This window comes from Streptomyces sp. NPDC048606, from assembly GCF_040650855.1.
GTDB lineage: Bacteria > Actinomycetota > Actinomycetes > Streptomycetales > Streptomycetaceae > Streptomyces.
Genome location: NZ_JBEZIB010000004.1, coordinates 114,836 through 129,895, shown reverse-complemented (window position 1 = coordinate 129,895; position 15,060 = coordinate 114,836). Strand labels below are relative to the sequence as shown.

At 71.3% G+C, this 15,060-nt stretch carries 18 protein-coding genes and 1 pseudogene; 7 read left to right on the top strand and 12 right to left on the bottom strand.

Annotation, left to right across the window (positions count from 1 at the left end):
• The first annotated feature begins 66 nt into the window (after positions 1-66).
• Together AB0D01_RS06320 and AB0D01_RS06315 are read left to right on the top strand one after the other, a co-directional pair.
• Positions 67-453 (top strand): hypothetical protein, encoded by a 387-nt coding sequence (locus AB0D01_RS06320; RefSeq protein WP_363053876.1) that lies wholly within the window; start codon positions 67-69, stop codon positions 451-453.
• Between the two features lie 126 nt (positions 454-579).
• Positions 580-909: a hypothetical protein gene (locus AB0D01_RS06315; RefSeq protein WP_363053875.1), complete on the top strand. Its 330-nt coding sequence runs from the start codon at positions 580-582 to the stop codon at positions 907-909.
• 165 nt (positions 910-1,074) lie between these two features.
• Here AB0D01_RS06315 and AB0D01_RS06310 read toward each other — a convergent pair whose 3' ends face one another.
• The 3 genes from AB0D01_RS06310 to AB0D01_RS06300 form a co-directional block, all read right to left on the bottom strand.
• Positions 1,075-1,440, bottom strand: a complete 366-nt coding sequence (locus AB0D01_RS06310; protein WP_363053874.1) for a hypothetical protein — start codon at positions 1,438-1,440, stop codon at positions 1,075-1,077.
• A 509-nt stretch (positions 1,441-1,949) separates the two neighbouring features.
• The gene (locus AB0D01_RS06305) at positions 1,950-2,306 is read right to left on the bottom strand and encodes a hypothetical protein (RefSeq protein ID WP_363053873.1); all 357 of its coding nucleotides are present in this window, start codon (positions 2,304-2,306) and stop codon (positions 1,950-1,952) included.
• A gap of 167 nt (positions 2,307-2,473) precedes the next feature.
• Positions 2,474-3,481: a TetR/AcrR family transcriptional regulator C-terminal domain-containing protein gene (locus AB0D01_RS06300; RefSeq protein WP_363053872.1), complete on the bottom strand. Its 1,008-nt coding sequence runs from the start codon at positions 3,479-3,481 to the stop codon at positions 2,474-2,476.
• A gap of 167 nt (positions 3,482-3,648) precedes the next feature.
• Here AB0D01_RS06300 and AB0D01_RS06295 point away from each other — a divergent pair, with 167 nt between their 5' ends.
• Entirely contained in the window at positions 3,649-4,758 is a 1,110-nt protein-coding gene (locus AB0D01_RS06295) for an FAD-dependent monooxygenase (protein WP_363053871.1), read from the top strand.
• Positions 4,759-4,802: 44 nt separating this feature from the next.
• Here the strand turns inward: AB0D01_RS06295 and AB0D01_RS06290 are convergent, their stop codons facing one another.
• Both AB0D01_RS06290 and AB0D01_RS06285 read right to left on the bottom strand, forming a co-directional pair.
• Positions 4,803-5,417 (bottom strand): hypothetical protein, encoded by a 615-nt coding sequence (locus tag AB0D01_RS06290; RefSeq protein WP_363053870.1) that lies wholly within the window; start codon positions 5,415-5,417, stop codon positions 4,803-4,805.
• Between the two features lie 201 nt (positions 5,418-5,618).
• Entirely contained in the window at positions 5,619-5,918 is a 300-nt protein-coding gene (locus tag AB0D01_RS06285; protein ID WP_363053869.1) for a hypothetical protein, read from the bottom strand.
• Positions 5,919-6,091: 173 nt separating this feature from the next.
• Between AB0D01_RS06285 and AB0D01_RS06280 the strand changes: the two genes are divergently transcribed.
• Positions 6,092-6,247, top strand: a complete 156-nt coding sequence (locus AB0D01_RS06280; RefSeq protein WP_363053868.1) for a hypothetical protein — start codon at positions 6,092-6,094, stop codon at positions 6,245-6,247.
• Here AB0D01_RS06280 and AB0D01_RS06275 read toward each other — a convergent pair.
• The 3 genes from AB0D01_RS06275 to AB0D01_RS06265 form a co-directional block, all read right to left on the bottom strand.
• Positions 6,214-6,705 carry a hypothetical protein gene (locus AB0D01_RS06275; protein ID WP_363053867.1) on the bottom strand — a complete coding sequence of 164 codons (492 nt, stop codon included), beginning with the start codon at positions 6,703-6,705 and terminating at the stop codon, positions 6,214-6,216. The genes AB0D01_RS06280 and AB0D01_RS06275 overlap by 34 nt on opposite strands.
• Positions 6,706-6,759: 54 nt before the next feature.
• Entirely contained in the window at positions 6,760-8,361 is a 1,602-nt protein-coding gene (locus AB0D01_RS06270) for an FAD-dependent monooxygenase (RefSeq protein ID WP_363053866.1), read from the bottom strand.
• 61 nt (positions 8,362-8,422) lie between these two features.
• On the bottom strand, positions 8,423-8,971 hold the full coding sequence (locus AB0D01_RS06265; RefSeq protein WP_363053865.1) for a PadR family transcriptional regulator: 549 nt from the start codon (positions 8,969-8,971) through the stop codon (positions 8,423-8,425).
• A gap of 247 nt (positions 8,972-9,218) precedes the next feature.
• On the opposite strand from AB0D01_RS06265, the gene AB0D01_RS06260 reads away from it, so the two are divergent.
• Together AB0D01_RS06260 and AB0D01_RS06255 are read left to right on the top strand one after the other, a co-directional pair.
• A complete protein-coding gene (locus AB0D01_RS06260; protein ID WP_363053864.1) occupies positions 9,219-9,530 on the top strand; it encodes a hypothetical protein in 312 nt (103 codons plus the stop codon).
• Positions 9,531-9,749: 219 nt separating this feature from the next.
• Positions 9,750-10,334 (top strand): hypothetical protein, encoded by a 585-nt coding sequence (locus AB0D01_RS06255; RefSeq protein WP_363053863.1) that lies wholly within the window; start codon positions 9,750-9,752, stop codon positions 10,332-10,334.
• A gap of 29 nt (positions 10,335-10,363) precedes the next feature.
• Here the strand turns inward: AB0D01_RS06255 and AB0D01_RS06250 are convergent, their stop codons facing one another.
• Entirely contained in the window at positions 10,364-10,750 is a 387-nt protein-coding gene (locus AB0D01_RS06250; protein ID WP_363053862.1) for a MerR family transcriptional regulator, read from the bottom strand.
• A gap of 80 nt (positions 10,751-10,830) precedes the next feature.
• On the opposite strand from AB0D01_RS06250, the pseudogene AB0D01_RS06245 reads away from it, so the two are divergent.
• Positions 10,831-11,784, top strand: a pseudogene (locus AB0D01_RS06245) (MFS transporter); the annotation flags it as partial.
• Between the two features lie 163 nt (positions 11,785-11,947).
• On the opposite strand, the gene AB0D01_RS06240 reads toward AB0D01_RS06245, so the two are convergent.
• From AB0D01_RS06240 to AB0D01_RS06230, 3 genes are read right to left on the bottom strand one after another with little or no spacing between them, the layout of a single operon-like run.
• The gene (locus AB0D01_RS06240; protein WP_363053861.1) at positions 11,948-12,826 is read right to left on the bottom strand and encodes an ABC transporter ATP-binding protein; all 879 of its coding nucleotides are present in this window, start codon (positions 12,824-12,826) and stop codon (positions 11,948-11,950) included.
• Positions 12,826-13,992 carry an iron chelate uptake ABC transporter family permease subunit gene (locus AB0D01_RS06235; RefSeq protein WP_363053860.1) on the bottom strand — a complete coding sequence of 389 codons (1,167 nt, stop codon included), beginning with the start codon at positions 13,990-13,992 and terminating at the stop codon, positions 12,826-12,828. The genes AB0D01_RS06240 and AB0D01_RS06235 overlap by 1 nt, the downstream gene beginning before the upstream one ends.
• 12 nt (positions 13,993-14,004) lie before the next feature.
• Entirely contained in the window at positions 14,005-15,006 is a 1,002-nt protein-coding gene (locus tag AB0D01_RS06230; protein WP_363053859.1) for an ABC transporter substrate-binding protein, read from the bottom strand.
• Positions 15,007-15,060 lie beyond the last annotated feature (54 nt).

The following is a 15,060-nucleotide window of genomic DNA, read 5'->3' as shown; positions in this document are numbered from 1 at the left end:
CTGCGTGCCGTGATCGCGCTCCAGCCGGTTCCCAAGTCAACGGGGAGTGAGTGCGATCATGTGTGCGTGAACCGTCTCGATGTCTCCCTTGAGTACGACCGAACGCTGGTCTGGATGGGCCTTCTCGCAACCGAAGCCCACGACCAAATCGCCTGGCTCGGCGAGCGCGAGGTGGATACGAAGGAGCTCATCGAGGAAGTGGAGCTTTACTGCCGCGCGTGCATCCGGGTCGGGGAAGCCGAAGTCCCCGAGCCCGAGGGCTGGCATCACCTGCGGGCGGTCAACCGTCGCCTGGGGGAGATCGACGCAGCCCACCGCGTCGGCCCCTGGCATGCGGCCTTGACCACGGATCCGGCGTGGAACGACATACGCTCCCTCGCACAGCGGTTCCTCGTCACGCGCCTGGGCGACTGGAGCCACCTTCGCCGCCGGCCGGCCACGGACGAGCGCTGAACCCTCGGCTGCCAAGCGGCCTACACCAGCCTCGCTTTGAACGTGCATGATGGCGGGGTGTTGGTCGACGTAGAGGCAGTCCGAACAGCCGCGCCGGGCCCCGTGCCGGTCCGGGTGCGCTCGGCGGTGGGTACCGTCGTGGCGATCTGGGCGGGAAGCCCCGAAACGGTGGGGCGGGAACAGTACGTCGAGTGGACCGTCGATGAGGACCTCGCCTGGACGGTCAACGCCCGGCCGAGCACCTCGAACCGGCCCGAGCTGCGCGAAGCCGGCGACCGCATCGTCTTCCGTGGGCGGCTGAGCGTCTTCGACGACGGAGTGGCCGCCCTGGACGTGGATGGCGCGCAGATCCTCTTCGACCTGGCGGACCCACCACCGCCCAAGTGCGCCGACGGATCGTGGGTCGAGGTCGATGCGGCGCGGGACCGCGTCACCGTCTGGCCCTACGACGTCTGACCGACGGCAGAAGGGTTGTTCCCCCCACCGAGGAATCCTGCCGCTGACGCCTGCTGACGGCACGTGGACCTCCACCGGCTCAGCGCCGGCCCGGCAGCGCATGGCGGCACGAAGGCACGGCGGCCGGGGGCGAATCCGCTCCCGGCCGCCGCGGTGCGGGGTGGGTCAGTGCACGCTGACGACCTGGAAGTCACCCCAGCTCTGGGTGGTGTTGATCCAGGCGTTGCGGGTGTAGAAGCGGCCTCCGCCGCAGTTGTTGTAGGTGTAGGCGGTCACCTCGACGTTGTTCTTCCACCACCAGCCGCCCAGCTTCGTGGACGAGTCCCGGGTGATGTTGAAGCACTTGCCGACGGTGCTGCCGTTCTGGTTGGAGCCCTTGATGTAGACGGACTGGGCCCTGCCGGACGCGTCGTCGATCTGGATCTGCTGGCCGTTGGCGCCGGCGAACGCCGACCCCGTCCCGGCGACGAGGCCGGCTCCGGCCACGGCGAGCGTCACTGCGGCGGTGGCGAGCTTCCTGCGGATCTGCACGGTCTTCCCCCTGAGTTGCGGTGCTTGCGGGCACCGAAGTTGATCTTGGTTCGGAAGAAACCTTCTCCCGGGGACCCCGTGCGGAGCAAGCCGCTCCGTCGACAGGAACGTCCCGTTTCTGTCCCGTTTCGTCGACAGCCGTTCGAACCGGTACGGATCATGTCTGCGCGTCGCCGCGATGGTGCCCCGGCGCCGGTCGCGGCCGTCCCAGGACGGAGTGCGGCCGTTGATGTGAGAGGAGGAGCACCTGCGTTCTGTGCCTTTGGTCAAGGTCGCACCCGGAGGAAGCCGGCGCCGATGCGGAAGGCGGCCCCGTAGGCAATGGCGACTGCGGCTGCGCTGATCGCCCGCATGGCCCGGCGTGCTTCCGTTCCCGGATTCCTTCCATGATCCGCAGCGAGGCCCTCACCGCAGGAGCCGCCGAAGCGGCCCTCGCGAACGCCGATGCCTACGTCGCCACCCGGTGAGCACGACGGAGACCCGGGCGTACGGGGCTTCGTGAGCGTCCCTCAGTGCTCCCGGGTCCTCGACCACCACCAGCCGCCCACCGTGGAAGCGGTCCCCGGCGCGGGGTTGGGCAGGGTGCGGCGCTCGAACTCCTCGTCGATGCGGGCGATCAGCCGGCCGAGGTCGCGCCTGGCACCGCGCGGGAGGTGGAGCATGGCCTCTTCCAGATCATCGCGGGCGTACTCCACCTCCAGTCCGGGCTGCCAGACCGGAGGCGCGTTCAGATAGCGGCCGGGTTGTGCGAACGCGTCCTCGATACGGGCGAGCGCGTCAGCGACCGCGCCGGTCCACATCCGCTCGCCCTCGACGCGGCGGACGGCCGCGCGGGTCCTCGCGGAAACGCCCCGGATCCGCCGCACCACCACATGTCTGCGAGGCCGCCACCGCGTATCGCGGAGGGCCTTCGGGCGCCTACGCGGCATCGCCCTTTCTGATCAACATGCGGCCATCCTGCCACGAACGCGGCCGGCGTCGCACGCACGAGCGAACCCCGGTCGCCCGCGAGCGCCCCCGTCCGTCGACTCGTTCACGCGTCTACGGCCGGCGCGGCTTCCCGACCTTCGACGATGGGGGTCAGGCCGTCGAGGAGTGCCTTGAGGCCGAATGCGAAGAGTGCGTCGAGACGCAGGTCGTAGCCGTCCTCGAACGAACCGACCACCTTGCCGAAGGTCGGGAAGCGGCCGGATTCCACCAGTGCCCCGAGGGCGGGGGCGCGGCTGTCCATCCACTGGTCCTCCGACTGGCCCGTCGCGGCCTCGGCCTGCGCCTCCATCTCCAGGTGCACCGCCAGGCCCTGGACATGGCTGTAGATCAGTACGTGGATGTCGAACAGGGTCGTGGGGTCGAGGCCGTGACCGTCGAGGGCGCCCAGCACCCACTCGCCGTGGACCATCAGATGGGGCACGAGCAGCGGGCGCGTGAGGGAGCCGAGCTGGGCCAGCCACGGGTGCCTGCGGTACAGGCTCCACAGGGTCCGGGCGCCCAGCTCGACGCGGGTACGCCAGTCCTCGGGGGCGTCCGCGGGGTAGGACTCCTCGCCGAACGCGGCGTCGGCCATGTGCAGGACGAGGTCTTCCTTGCTCGGGACGTACCGGTACGTCGACATCGCGGAGACCCCCAGCCGTGCCGCGACGCCGCGCATGGAGAGCGCCGGGAGCCCTTCGGCGTCGGCGATCTCGACGGCGGTCCGGACGATCCGGTCGAGGCTCAGCTCCTGCTCGGCGGCCGGGGAGGAGGACGGGCGCCCGCGGGCCGGCGCGGCGGGGACGGGGGTCGCGGCGGTCCCGGCGGTCGCCGGGGCGGTTCCGGCGACGACGGTGCCGATCCGGGGGCGGGTCTCGACGATTCCCTCCAGGCGCAGGGTGGTCAGGGCCTTGGTGGCGGTGGCGAGCGCGACGTCCCACTCCCGGGCGATCTGACGGGTCGAGGGGACCCGGTCACCGGGGGCGAGTTCACCGTCTGCGATGCGCCGTCGGATCGCGGAGACGATGCGCAGGTAGGGCGGATCGCCGGCTGTGCCCGTGGTCTTCGTCACGTCCTGCCGCCTTCCTTTCCTGTACTAGTGCAGAGCGTAGCAGTGGCGATGCCGATCGGGCGGGTATCTGCCCTAGTACAGCCAGTGCATCTGGCCAGTTGAAGAGGCTGCGTGTACGGCGTACGTTCAGATCGCTTACACCGTACAGAGCACTGGAGGAGCTTCTCATGCGCACCGTACTCATCTCCGGCGGCGGCATCGCCGGGCCCGTCCTCGCCTACTGGCTGCGCCGCCGCGGCTTCGCGCCCACGGTCGTCGAACGCGCTCCGGGCCCGCGCCCGGGCGGCCAGGCGGTGGACATCCGCGGGGTCGCGCTCGACGTCGTGGCGCGCATGGGGCTGCTGGAGCGGGTGAGTCGCGTACGGACCCGCATGCGCGGCATGTCGATCCTCGACGCCGACGGCCACGAGGTCGACCGCTCCACCGAGGCGACCTTCAGCAGCGGCCGGCTCGACGGCGAGGACATCGAGGTGCTCCGCGAGGACCTCGTACGGATGGTGCACGAACACACGCGCACCGGCGTCGAGTACCTCTTCGGCGACAGCGTCACCGCGCTGCACGAGGACGAGACCTGTGTGCGCGCCGAGTTCGCGCACGGGCCGGCCCGCGCCTTCGACCTCGTGGTCGGGGCCGACGGCCTCCACTCCACCGTACGGCGCCTGGCCTTCGGCCCGGAGGAGCGGTACGCCCACCACCTGGGCAGCTACCTCTCGGTGTTCGGCGCGGACAACTTCCTCGCCCTGGACGACTGGCAGTTGTGGCTGCGGGACGGCGACGCCGGCTTCGGCATCATGCCCGTGCGCGGCAACGGCGAACTCAGGATCGCCTTCGGCTTCGAGTCCGCCCCGCTCCCCCACGCCCTCCGCGACGGCGGCGCCCTGCGGCAGCTCGTCGTCGACAGGCTCGCGTCGCTGCGGTGGGAGGGAACCCGTCTGGCCGAGGCCGCCCGCAAGGCGCCGGACTTCTACTGCGACGCCATGGCTCAGATCCGCATGGACCGGTGGTCGCGGGGCCGGGTGACCCTGCTCGGCGACGCCGGCTACTGCCCCTCCCCCCTCTCGGGACAGGGCACCAGCCTGGCCCTCGTGGGCGCCCACGTGCTGGCCGACTGCCTGGCCCGGGACAACGGCGACCACCGCGCCGCGTACGCCCACTACGAGCGGCGGATGCGCCCCTTCGTCACCCTCAACCAGGCCCTGGCCACCGAGAACCCGGGCGGTCCGGCCTCCGAGGCATCCCTCGCGCACGCCAAGAACGCCCTCTCGCTGGACGGCTGATCCCCTGCCCCGAACGTACGATCGCCCGAAGGCCGGCTATCCGGCTATCCGGCTTCGGGCCGAACGGCGGTCGGTGCGTCGTCGGTTCGGCGGCGTCGGTGGTACGCGACGGTGAGGATCGCCAGGAGCGGGCCCCACGCGAGGAGCGGGGCGTACGTCGTCCACAGTGCCCAGGCGGCCGGGCCGCTGGTCGGGAATCCGTCGCCGTTGTCGTTCAACGGTTCCACGAAGCCGAAGATCTGGTTCAGCACGCCGTACGCGCAGAGCGTCATGATCAGCGCTGCCCCGAGTGCTGCCGGGACGACCACCGCCGGGATCGGGATCCGTCTGCCGCGCAGTTCCGGCACCCAGCCGGGGACGACTTCGCCCCAGGGCCGCACCAGTCCGAGTGCGAGGAGCGCGAGTCCTTCGGAGACCACGGACAGCCCGATCACGTACGGGCGTTCCCACACCGCCCACCGGTAGTCCGCGTCGTAGCCGGCCAGGCCCAGCACCAGCGCGACACGCCACAACCCGGACGGCAGGACGCACAGCGGGATGGCATGCGCGACCCGGACCGCCCAGCGGGGAACGGGCTCCACGCGCCCGCGTCCGGCCGGAGCACCGACCGGCACCTCTGCTGTGGTTGCTGCCGCTGTGGTCCTGACAAGCGTGGTCATGTGCGCCCTCCCCGACGGAATCCGACGTTGTCGATCTTCGCGTGCGGGGCGGTTCTCAGCGTCCGCCGCCGGGTTGAACGGCGCTCACCCGTGCGGGGGAGACCGAAGGCCACCACAGGATGAACGAGGCGAGGCCGTGGGGGACCGCGCACCAGCCGGTGGCGGACCGGGCCGCGACGTCACCGGCGGGCGCCGGCGATGTCATCGCAGGCCGCTCTTGACCACGGCGAGGCGGGCCACGCCGGCCACCAGGCAGCCGGTGACCGCGACGATGCCCCCGGCGGCGGTCAACGCCAGGCTCAGCTCCGGGGACGCCCCGGTCAGGCGCGGGATCGCGTTCAGGGGCGCCACGGCGTACAGGGCCAACAGTGCCCAGCCGTGTGCGCGCACCGGCGCCAGCCGGCCACGCAGACGTGCGGGTGCCCTGCCGGCGGCCATGGCCAGGCCGGCGGGCAGCAGGGTGAGTGAGAAAACCGTCAGTCCGATCCACTGCCAGATCATCGGTTTCGGCTCCTGTCGGGTGTCGGCGGAAGGAGGGCATGCTGCCCCCGGGACGCCGACCAGACTTCCCGGCACACCGCGCGCCGGCTCTCGGCGCGTTCTTCGCACCGTATCCGCCGAGCCGGACGCCTGTCTGCCTCGGGCCCGGAGCATGACCGGATCGGTGTCGGCTTGTGATCATCTCTGCCGGGAGGCTCGCCGTCAGGTGGCGCGGGGTGGTCGGAGCCGGTTCGCGGATCCTCGTCTCCTCGGCCGCCTCGAAGAACGCCACGTCGGAGCGGTACGACGCGATGGCCTACGGAGCCGCGACGGCGTCGCTCGCCCGCTGAGGGAGCGCCTCCAGGCGCCGGATGCCGCGGCGGAGGATCAGCAGGGGGATCACCCCGAAGACGCCGAAGGCCATGTCGATGACGCTCCACCAGAAGGGGATGCCCCGGATCGGCCCGCAGATCAGCGCCAGCGGGATGATGCCGGCGCAGGCGATCATGCCCGCTTCGACGATCCAGATGTTGCGCACCGGGTCGCGGTACACGCCGAGGAAGAAGACGGCGATGACCAGGTGCGCGAAGGCCAGCCAGTCGGTGCCGTAGAGGAGGAAGGGGTACTCGCTGTCAGCCCGGTCGAGCCCGTCGGAGACGCGCTGGATCCAGACGTTGTCCACCAGGGAGTTGAGCCAGTGCAACTCGGTGACCAGGGGGAAGGCGGTGACTCCGCTGAGGACCAGGGAGACCAGGAAGAAGGCCAACCAGACTCGAATGCGCCGAAGCAGGGCGCTGCGCTCGCTCATGACAGCACCCTACGTCGACCTTCTGAACATGTTCAAGAAAAATCCTGAACGCGTTCAACACCTGCCGATGCATGCCGGTACATGCCGGCCCTCAGCCAGGAGTTCCCGGCCCTGTACGGGGTACCCGAACCAGCGTTCAAGGCTTTCCCACAGCTCCTTCACGGCCGCCTCGACAGGCATCGACGGATCGCCTGCCCATGCCGCGTGTCCGTCCGGACGGACGAGGACCGCGCGGGCTCCTTCCAGGCCGGCCGTGCGGGTACGGGCGATGGCGACCCGGTCCGCCCACGGTCGGGCAGCGGCGGACAGGGCCCGCGCGCCCGCCGTACCGTCGAGCAGCAGTGCGCCGCCGGCCGTCCGGGCCAGCAGCGCGGTGAGGCCGTCCCCGCCCTCTTCGCCCAGCGGGACGTCCGGCACCATCCTCCCCGCCCACGGGTGTCCGGGGTCGCCCCAGGCGAGGTAACGGGTGTCGACGGCGGTGATCGTCTCGGCCAGCGGCCCGGCGGTCTCCCCGGATCCGGCGAGCTCCGCGAGCAGGTCGCGTACGGGAGCCAGGAGTTCGTCGTCCTTCTCGGCGCGGGCGAGGACGGCCTGCGCGCGGGTGTTGCGCAGCAGGCGCTCGCCCGCCGCGTGACGTTCGTCGTGGTAGCTGTCGAGCAGCGTGTCCGGCGCCCGGCCGCGCGCCACCAGGGCGAGCTTCCAGCCCAGGTTGACGGCGTCGTCGATCGCCGCGTTGACCCCGATGGCGCCGGCCGGGGGGTGGATGTGCGCGGCGTCCCCGGCGAGCAGCACCCGGCCCGTCCGGAACCGTTCGGCGAGCCGCGCCGCGTCCCCGAACCGGGTCAGCCACAGCGCCTCGGCGATCTCGGCCCGGTGTCCCAGCGCGGTGTCGATCGCCTGCTGGAAGGAGCCGAGCGACACCGGCTCGTGCGGGTCCGCGGGCGGGGTCGGGTCCTCGGTGAGGAGACGGACGTGGCCGGGGCGCGGGATCGCGAACACCGAGCGGCCGCCGGGCCCGACGTGGGGGCCGAACGGGATGGCCGCCGGGTCGGTGAGGACCACGTCCCCGAGGAGGGTGAACGCGCGTGCGGGTGTACCCGGGAAGCCCGTTCCGGTCGCCTTCCGCACCGTGCTGCGGCCACCATCACAGCCGACCAACCATCGGCAGCGCACGGTTGACGGGCCGTCCGTGCCGTCCGTGCCGCCCGTTCCGTACGTTCCGTCGGTCTCCACCGTCACGCCGTCGGCGTCCTGTCGCAGTCCGGTCAGGCGCCGGCCGCGGACGATGCGGGCACCCGACTCCAGGGCCCACTCGGAGAGCAGCTCCTCGACACGGGTCTGGGGGATGCCGAGGACGTAGGGGTGTTTCGTGCGCATGGCGGCGAAGTCGAGACGGGAGTGGCCGACGAAGGCCGTCGTCGAGACGGTCGGCCCCTCGGCGAGGAAACGCCCGGCGAGGCCCCGGCGATCGAGCAGCTCCAGGCTCCGCGCGTTGAGGTTGAACCCGCGGCAGAAGGGCGACGGTTCGGGCTCCCGCTCCAGGACCGTCGCCCGCACCCCCATGCGCCCCAGTTCCCCGGCCAGCGCCAGCCCGGCCGGACCCGCTCCGACTATCAGCACCTCGACGGTCTCGGCCCGCGCCGCGCCGTCACTCACCGTCCGCCCCTTCCGGCCACGCCAGCGTGCCGCGCTCGACCTCGTCGGCGGTGTGCTCCACTCAGGCCAACTCGGCCCGCGCCATGGCGGCGGCGTACTCGGCCTCGATGACGAACAGACGCGGAACGCCGTGCTCCTCACGGGCCGTACGGTAACCCTCGGCGCCCCGCTCGATCCGCTCCCTCAGCGCGGCCGCCCGCTCGCGCAGCGCCCCTGCCGCGCGGACGCGGCCCAGCGCGCCGAGGTATCCGACGGCGGACAGGAAACGCGGGTACTCGGGTGAGGGTTCCCGGATCAGCTCGTCGAGCCAGTCCGTGAAGCCCTCCCGTCCGGCGGCGGTGTGGCGGTAGACGGTGCGGGCCGGGCGGTTGCCGACCTGCTCGATGCCGTCCTCCTCGATCCACCCGTCCCGCGCGAGCGCGCGGACGGTGTCGTAGAGCGAGCCGGTCGTCAGCTTGAAGGTGCGGTCCATGCCGCGCTCACGGAGCGCGCCGGCCATGGCGTGGGGGTGCATCGGCTGCTCCAGCAACAACCCGAGCACGGCAAGGGCGAGGGCGTTGGCGGGGCGTTTCGGGTGTTCCGGGACGGCGGACGGTTCACGGGTGGGCATGGCGCTCCAGTGCGTCGACTCGGCAGCGTACTCGGTCTCGATTACTCGGATCCGAGTATAGAAACGGAGAGGCGCCACACGCAAGGACGCTCGCCCCGTCGAGCGGGCCTCGGAGGGAAGGGTGTGCGGGTGAGGCGAGTGGGCGACCTCCGAGCGTGAGCGGTTCCGGTTTGTCGGATCTGTTCCTCTCGGCGGCCCTCTGCCGAAGTGGGCCCGGCCCATGTAGCGTCAGGGCCAGGGGTATGAGATGTACTTCGACGAGAACGAACCTCAGTCTGTTCGAGAGGAACGCTTCGCGGCGGAACGGGCTGAAGCCCGAGCGGCCCGCAGGGACGCGCCGCTCGACCTGTGGGGTGCCCACGTAGGCGCAGCCATCGTGACCGTCGCCCTGGTCCTCCTCAGTTGGTACGGCAAGCTGGTCGCTCTGGGCATCGTCAGCGGAGTCTTTCTGCTCTGGTTCTCCGCAGCCCTCGCGTGGGCCTACGCCGACGAGGACCATGGCCGGCACGCGGTTCAGCGTGCGTACAACGTCACCTTCGGATGGGGAGACGGGATCTGAATACGCCAGAGACCCGCCTACTCCCGGACGGCTCGGCGACTGACTGCCAGTCGAGGACGGCGCACTGAGGTCCGGCGTCAAGCGGGCGCTTCATCTCGTGGACGGTCTCGTGCGACGGTGCCGGTCGCTACGGCCTGACCTGACTAGACCTGACCTGGCCTGATCTGATCAGGTGAAATTCGGTGGCATGGGGTGCTCGGCGCGTGTGACCTTTCGGCCATGGGCAACTCACAGGCATATCCCGTCTTCCGTACCGACGACGCCGCCACGGCATACGCCAAGGCCAGGGAACTGTGCGCGCTGCTGTGGGCGCGTGAGGACCAAGTCGCCCTCTTCACCGAGCTGTTGACGGTGGAGGACGTCCGGCGTATGGCGGTGGTCCTGCCCGGAGCGACGCTCGAATACACGGGTGGGCGGACCGACCCTGAGGGCGAGGACCTCTGGTTCGACTTCGACGTGACAACGATGGACGACCGCGCCCTGGAGCCGCACCTGCCCCTGGAGATCTTGGGACGGAGAGCTCCGGTGGGTGTGGAGGACCGGTTCGTGGCGGCACTGGGCCGGGGCATGGCCGCCATCGACTGGCACGGCTCGTGGCCCGATGATCCGGAGGCGGGCCAGTACGCGCATCCGAAGTACGACGGGGTCCAGGTCGTGTTCCACGGCGACCATCCGGATTTCGACTCTCCGACCCACGACCACACCGTCTTCGTCCACGTGGGCAAAGGGGGCTGCCTGTCCCGGGCCCAGGACCTGGCCGCCCGCATCGGCGGCGAGGTCCTGGGCGAGCCGGTGCACGACTAATGACGAGACCCCCCGTACGCCCCGCCCCGTCAGGACGGTGAGGCCAGGGCCCGGCGAGTGACGTCGGCCGGGGCCGCGGCGATGACGTCGTCGAGTGCGTCCATGGAGGTCTGGAGGTCGCTGACGACCCGGGCGATGCGCTCCCGCTCCCGGTGGAGGTCGGCGAGCAGGTCCGAGCAGGTGGGGACGAGGCGTTCGCCGGTGTCGCGCAGGCACGGCAGGACCGTGGCGATCGTCGAGGTGCGCAGGCCGGCGGCCAGCAGGCTGCGGATGCGGCGGACGACGGCGACGTCCTCTTCGACGTACTCGCGGTATCCGCTGGGGCGCCGCTGCGGGTGGAGCAGACGCTGTTCCTCGTAGTAGCGCAGCAGGTGCACGGCCACGCCGGTCCGTCGGGACAGCTCGCCGATGCGCACCCTGGGCCTCCTGATGGTCGCGCGGGCCCTGCCCGTTCGACTTGACTCTCATACCGATGTGAGACTTTAGCGTCTGCGGCATGAAGGTGAACAAGAGTTCCGTGACGCTCGCCGCGTTGTGCGCGAGCGTCTTCGTCGTGGGTACGTCGGAGTACCTGATCGCCGGGTTGTTGCCCCAGGTCGGCGCTGACCTGGACGTCTCCGTGGGCACCGCCGGACAGGCAGTGACCGCGTACGCGCTCGGGGTCGTGGTCGGAGGGCCGCTCATGGCCCTGCTGACGTCGCGCCTGCCGCGCAAGGGCCTCGCCGTCGGGCTGATGCTGCTGTTCGCGGCGGGCAGCGCGATCAGCGCCGTGGCCCCGTCGTTCGGCCTGCTCCTGGTGGGCCGGGTGGTGTCCTCGCTGAGCCACGCCGCCTTCCTGGCCCTGGCGTTGGTGACGGCGACGCGGGTGGTCCCGGCCGGGAAGACGGGCTCGGCCATCGCCACCGTCGCCTCCGGTTTCACCGTGGCCACGCTCCTCGGCGTGCCCCTGGGGGCACTGCTCGGGCAGGGTGCCGGATGGCGGGCTCCGTTCGCCGTGCTGACCGCGCTGTCCCTGGTGGGCGCCGCGCTGCTGGCCGTCGTACTGCCCCGGCAGGAGGCACCGTCCACGCGACTGCGCGACGAGTTGCGCGTGGTGGCACGTCGGCCGGTCGTGTTCGCCATCGCCACCACGGCGGTGGGCTTCTCCGGCGTCGCCACGGTGTTCACGTACGTCGCCCCGCTGCTGACCCGCGTCTCCGGCTTCTCCACCACGGCGGTCTCCGCTCTGCTGCTCGCCTACGGCGCGGGCAGCTTCCTCGGCAACCTCACCGCCGGGAAGCTGACCGACAGGTCGATGGGCGCCACCGTGCGCGGGGTCTTCGGCGGGCTGGCCGGGACGCTGCTGCTCGTCCCGTTCGCCGTGGTGTGGCAGCCGACCGCGGTGGTCGCGGTCCTCGTGCTCGGCCTGCTCGCCACCGCGACCATCGCGCCGTTGCAGGGGCTGATCCTGCACCATGCGGGCGCCGCCCCGACTCTGGCGGTCTCCGTCAACGTGGGCGCCTTCAACCTCGGGGCGGCGGCGGGCTCGGTGATCGGCGGCACGATCGTCGCCGCCGGCGCCCTGCGGTGGACCGGCCTGGCGGGCGCGGTTCTGAGCCTGATCGGACTGGCCCTCACCTCGCTCGCCCTGCCCCGGAATCGGGCGTCGGCGAAGGACGCCGAACACGGAGCGAGCGAGGCGCACCCTCGAGGGGCGTCGACCTGCCGGCGGTCGGGTGGTGGGTGGCCGACGTCAGGTAGGTGACGCGGGTGGTTCCGGTGGCGGGCTCGCGGTCGACGAGCGCGCGGACGCCGTACACGGCCTCGATCAGGTCCGGGGTCAACACCTCCTCGGGGCTGCCGGCCGCCGCGACCCGTCCGTGGTCCAGGACGACGATGTGGTCGCAGTACCGGGCGGCGAGGTTGAGGTCGTGCAGGGCGACGACACAGGTGACGTCCAGCGACGTGAGGAGTTCGAGGAGTTCCAGCTGGTGCCGGATGTCGAGGTGGTTGGTCGGTTCGTCGAGCAGGATCTCGCGGGGCTCCTGGGCGAGGGCGCGGGCGAGCTGGGTGCGCTGCTTCTCCCCTCCGGAGAGGGTGTGCCAGCTCCGGCCCTGCTTCTCGGTGAGGTCGGTCCGTTCGAGCGCGGCGTCGACGACGCGTCGATCGTGCTCGGTCAGGGCGTCGAAACGGCCGCGGAACGGTGTGCGTCCGAGTTCGACGACCTGGCGGACGCTGACGTGGTGGTGGGCGGACACGTCCTGTTCGACGACGGCGAGCCGTCGGGCCAGGACGCGGCGGCCGAGCTCGTCCAGGCTGGTGTCGTCGTAGCTGACGGTTCCGGTCTCGGGGCGGCGCAGGCCCGCGAGCAGGCGCAGCAGCGTCGACTTGCCCGACCCGTTGGGGCCGAGGAGGCCTACGATCCCCCCGTCGTGTGCCGCCATGTCGATGTCGTCCAGCAGGCGGTGGCCCTTGACCGACCAGGAGAGTCGGGTGGTGGTGATGCGGCCCATCAGGACTCCAGACGCTTGAGCACCAGCGCGAAGGCGGGCGCGCCGAGGAGCGCCGTGATGACGCCGGCGGGTAGTTCGTGGGGCGAGAACGCCGTCCGGGCGAAGACGTCGACCCAGATGAGGAAGACGGCGCCGACGAGCGCGGACATCGGGAGCAGCAGGCGGTGCATGCTCCCCGTGACGATGCGGACGGCGTGGGGGACGAGCAGGCCGATGAAGCCGATCGCCCCCGAGGCCGCCACCGCGGCCGCCGTGATGACGGAGGTCAGGACCATCAGCCAGACGCGGGCCGCGGTGACGTTGATTCCCAGGGCGGAGGCGGAGTCCCAGCCGAAGGTGAAGGCGTCCAGGGCGGGTGCGAAGAACTGGACGGCGACCACACCCGCCAGGATGATGACGACGGTGAGGGTGACCCCCTCCCATCGGGCGCCGCCCAGGGTGCCGAGCAGCCAGTAGGTGAAACCGCGGGTGGAGTTCGCGTCGCCGCTGACCATGAGGATGACCGAGGTGACGGCGGCAAAGAACTGGGACACGAGTACGCCGGTGAGCACGACGCGGGACGCGCTCGCGACGCGTCCCCCGCCGAGCAGGAGCAGCAGCAGGCCGAAGGAGACGAGGCCGCCGACGAACGCCCCGGTGGACAGCGAGACGCTTCCCCCGATCCCCAGCAGGAGCACGGCGACCGCGCCGGTGGAGGCGCCCGAGGAGACCCCCAGCAGGTAGGGGTCGGCCAGGGGGTTCCTCGTCACCGCTTGGAGCACCGTGCCGGAGACCGCGAGGGCCATGCCGACGGCGGCGGCCAGCAGAACGCGCGGGAAACGGGATTCCCAGACGAGGGCGTCGAGCAGGCCCGGCAGGGGCGGGGTGGGGGCGAGTTCCTCCAGTCCCGCGTGGCGCAGGATCGTGGAGACGACGTCCAGGGGGCGGATGTCGGCGCTCCCGAAGAGCGACGCGGCGACGATCGACACCAGCAGCGCGGCCCCGGCCAGGAGGAGGAGGGCCGTCGCCGGGGCGGGCCGGGGCACCGGAGGCCTCTCACGGCCGGCGGTCGGCGGTCCGGCGGCCTGCGGTCCGGCGGGCTTGGCGGGTCCGGCGGCCCGCGGCCCGGTGGGCCCGGTCGGCTGGGCGGGCTCGGTCGGCTCCGCGGTGTTGTGTGTGGTGGTCATGGTGTGGGCGCGTCACCCGAGCCGGTTGAGGCCGTCGACCAGCGCGGGGACGGCGGAGGCGCTGCCGTGGCCGGGGTCCATGTGCGAGCCGGGGATGGAGATGAACCGGTCGCCCTTCACGGCGGCGAGCTTGCTGGTGAGGGGGTCCTTCTTGAGGAGGTCGATCTTCTCCTTGGCGGTGTCGTTGGGTTCGCCCCGGGTCAGGTCGGCCAGGATGATGACGTCGGGGTTGCGGGCGGCGACCTGGTCCCAGCTGACTTCGGCCCACTTGGTCTTCGCGTCGGCGAAGACGTTCTCGACTCCGACGAGTTCCGAGATGTGCTGCGGCAGGCCGCCGGGGCCGGCCGCCCACGGCGTGCCCTCGTAGGTGGAGTAGAACCACATGACCTTCAGCGGCGTGTCGCGCTTCTTGACGGTGCTCAGCGCCTTGTCCACCACGGCCTTCTGTTCGGCGGCCAGCTTGTCCCCGGCGGCGGGCACGCCCATGATCCTGCCCAGCCGGCGGTACTCCTCGTACAGCATGTCGAAGTTGGCGCCGGCCACGCTTTCGTGGAACGTGCAGTCGAACTCGGTCAGGTAGGTCGGCACGCCCAGGTCGTGCAGTTGCTTGCGGTCACCGGACTGCTCGGCGGTGAACATGCTGGCGAAGGAGCCGTAGACGAAGTCCGGCTGCGCTTCGAGGAGTCGTTCGTGCTTGATCTCCTGTCCACGAGCGGACAGGAGGGGGATCCGCTTGTACTGCTCGGCGATCGCGTCCGGTGTCTTCTCGACCTCGTAGCCCGACCCGGCGATGCGGTCGCCCACGCCCAGGTGGATGAGGATCTCGGCGGCGCTCTGGTTCAGCGTGACGACCTTCTTGGGCGCCGCCTTGTAGGTCACGTCGGTGCCGCAGTTCTTGAGCGTGAAGGGGTAGGCGGTCGCACTCGCCGTCTTGGCCGTGTCCTTCGTCGCGTCCCCGGCCTTCCCGTCGGCGTCCGAGGAGCCGCCGGCGCCGCAACCCGCCGCCGCGATCATCGTCAGAGCCGTAAGGGTTATGGTAATCGTTTTCGTTTTCATTGTCTGGAGAGT

Excerpts from the sequence above, each read along its gene's own strand:
- AB0D01_RS06285 (WP_363053869.1), bottom strand. The coding sequence starts at position 5,918 with ATGATCTGGCAGTGGATCGGACTGACGGTTTTCTCACTCACCCTGCTG.
- AB0D01_RS06240 (WP_363053861.1), bottom strand. The coding sequence starts at position 12,826 with ATGGGCCGCATCACCACCACCCGACTCTCCTGGTCGGTCAAGGGCCAC.
- AB0D01_RS06290 (WP_363053870.1), bottom strand. The coding sequence starts at position 5,417 with ATGACCACGCTTGTCAGGACCACAGCGGCAGCAACCACAGCAGAGGTG.
- AB0D01_RS06255 (WP_363053863.1), top strand. The coding sequence starts at position 9,750 with ATGGGCAACTCACAGGCATATCCCGTCTTCCGTACCGACGACGCCGCC.
- AB0D01_RS06260 (WP_363053864.1), top strand. The coding sequence starts at position 9,219 with ATGTACTTCGACGAGAACGAACCTCAGTCTGTTCGAGAGGAACGCTTC.
- AB0D01_RS06235 (WP_363053860.1), bottom strand. The coding sequence starts at position 13,992 with ATGACCACCACACACAACACCGCGGAGCCGACCGAGCCCGCCCAGCCG.
- AB0D01_RS06275 (WP_363053867.1), bottom strand. The coding sequence starts at position 6,705 with ATGAGCGAGCGCAGCGCCCTGCTTCGGCGCATTCGAGTCTGGTTGGCC.
- AB0D01_RS06230 (WP_363053859.1), bottom strand. The coding sequence starts at position 15,006 with ATGATCGCGGCGGCGGGTTGCGGCGCCGGCGGCTCCTCGGACGCCGAC.
- AB0D01_RS06265 (WP_363053865.1), bottom strand. The coding sequence starts at position 8,971 with ATGCCCACCCGTGAACCGTCCGCCGTCCCGGAACACCCGAAACGCCCC.
- AB0D01_RS06295 (WP_363053871.1), top strand. The coding sequence starts at position 3,649 with ATGCGCACCGTACTCATCTCCGGCGGCGGCATCGCCGGGCCCGTCCTC.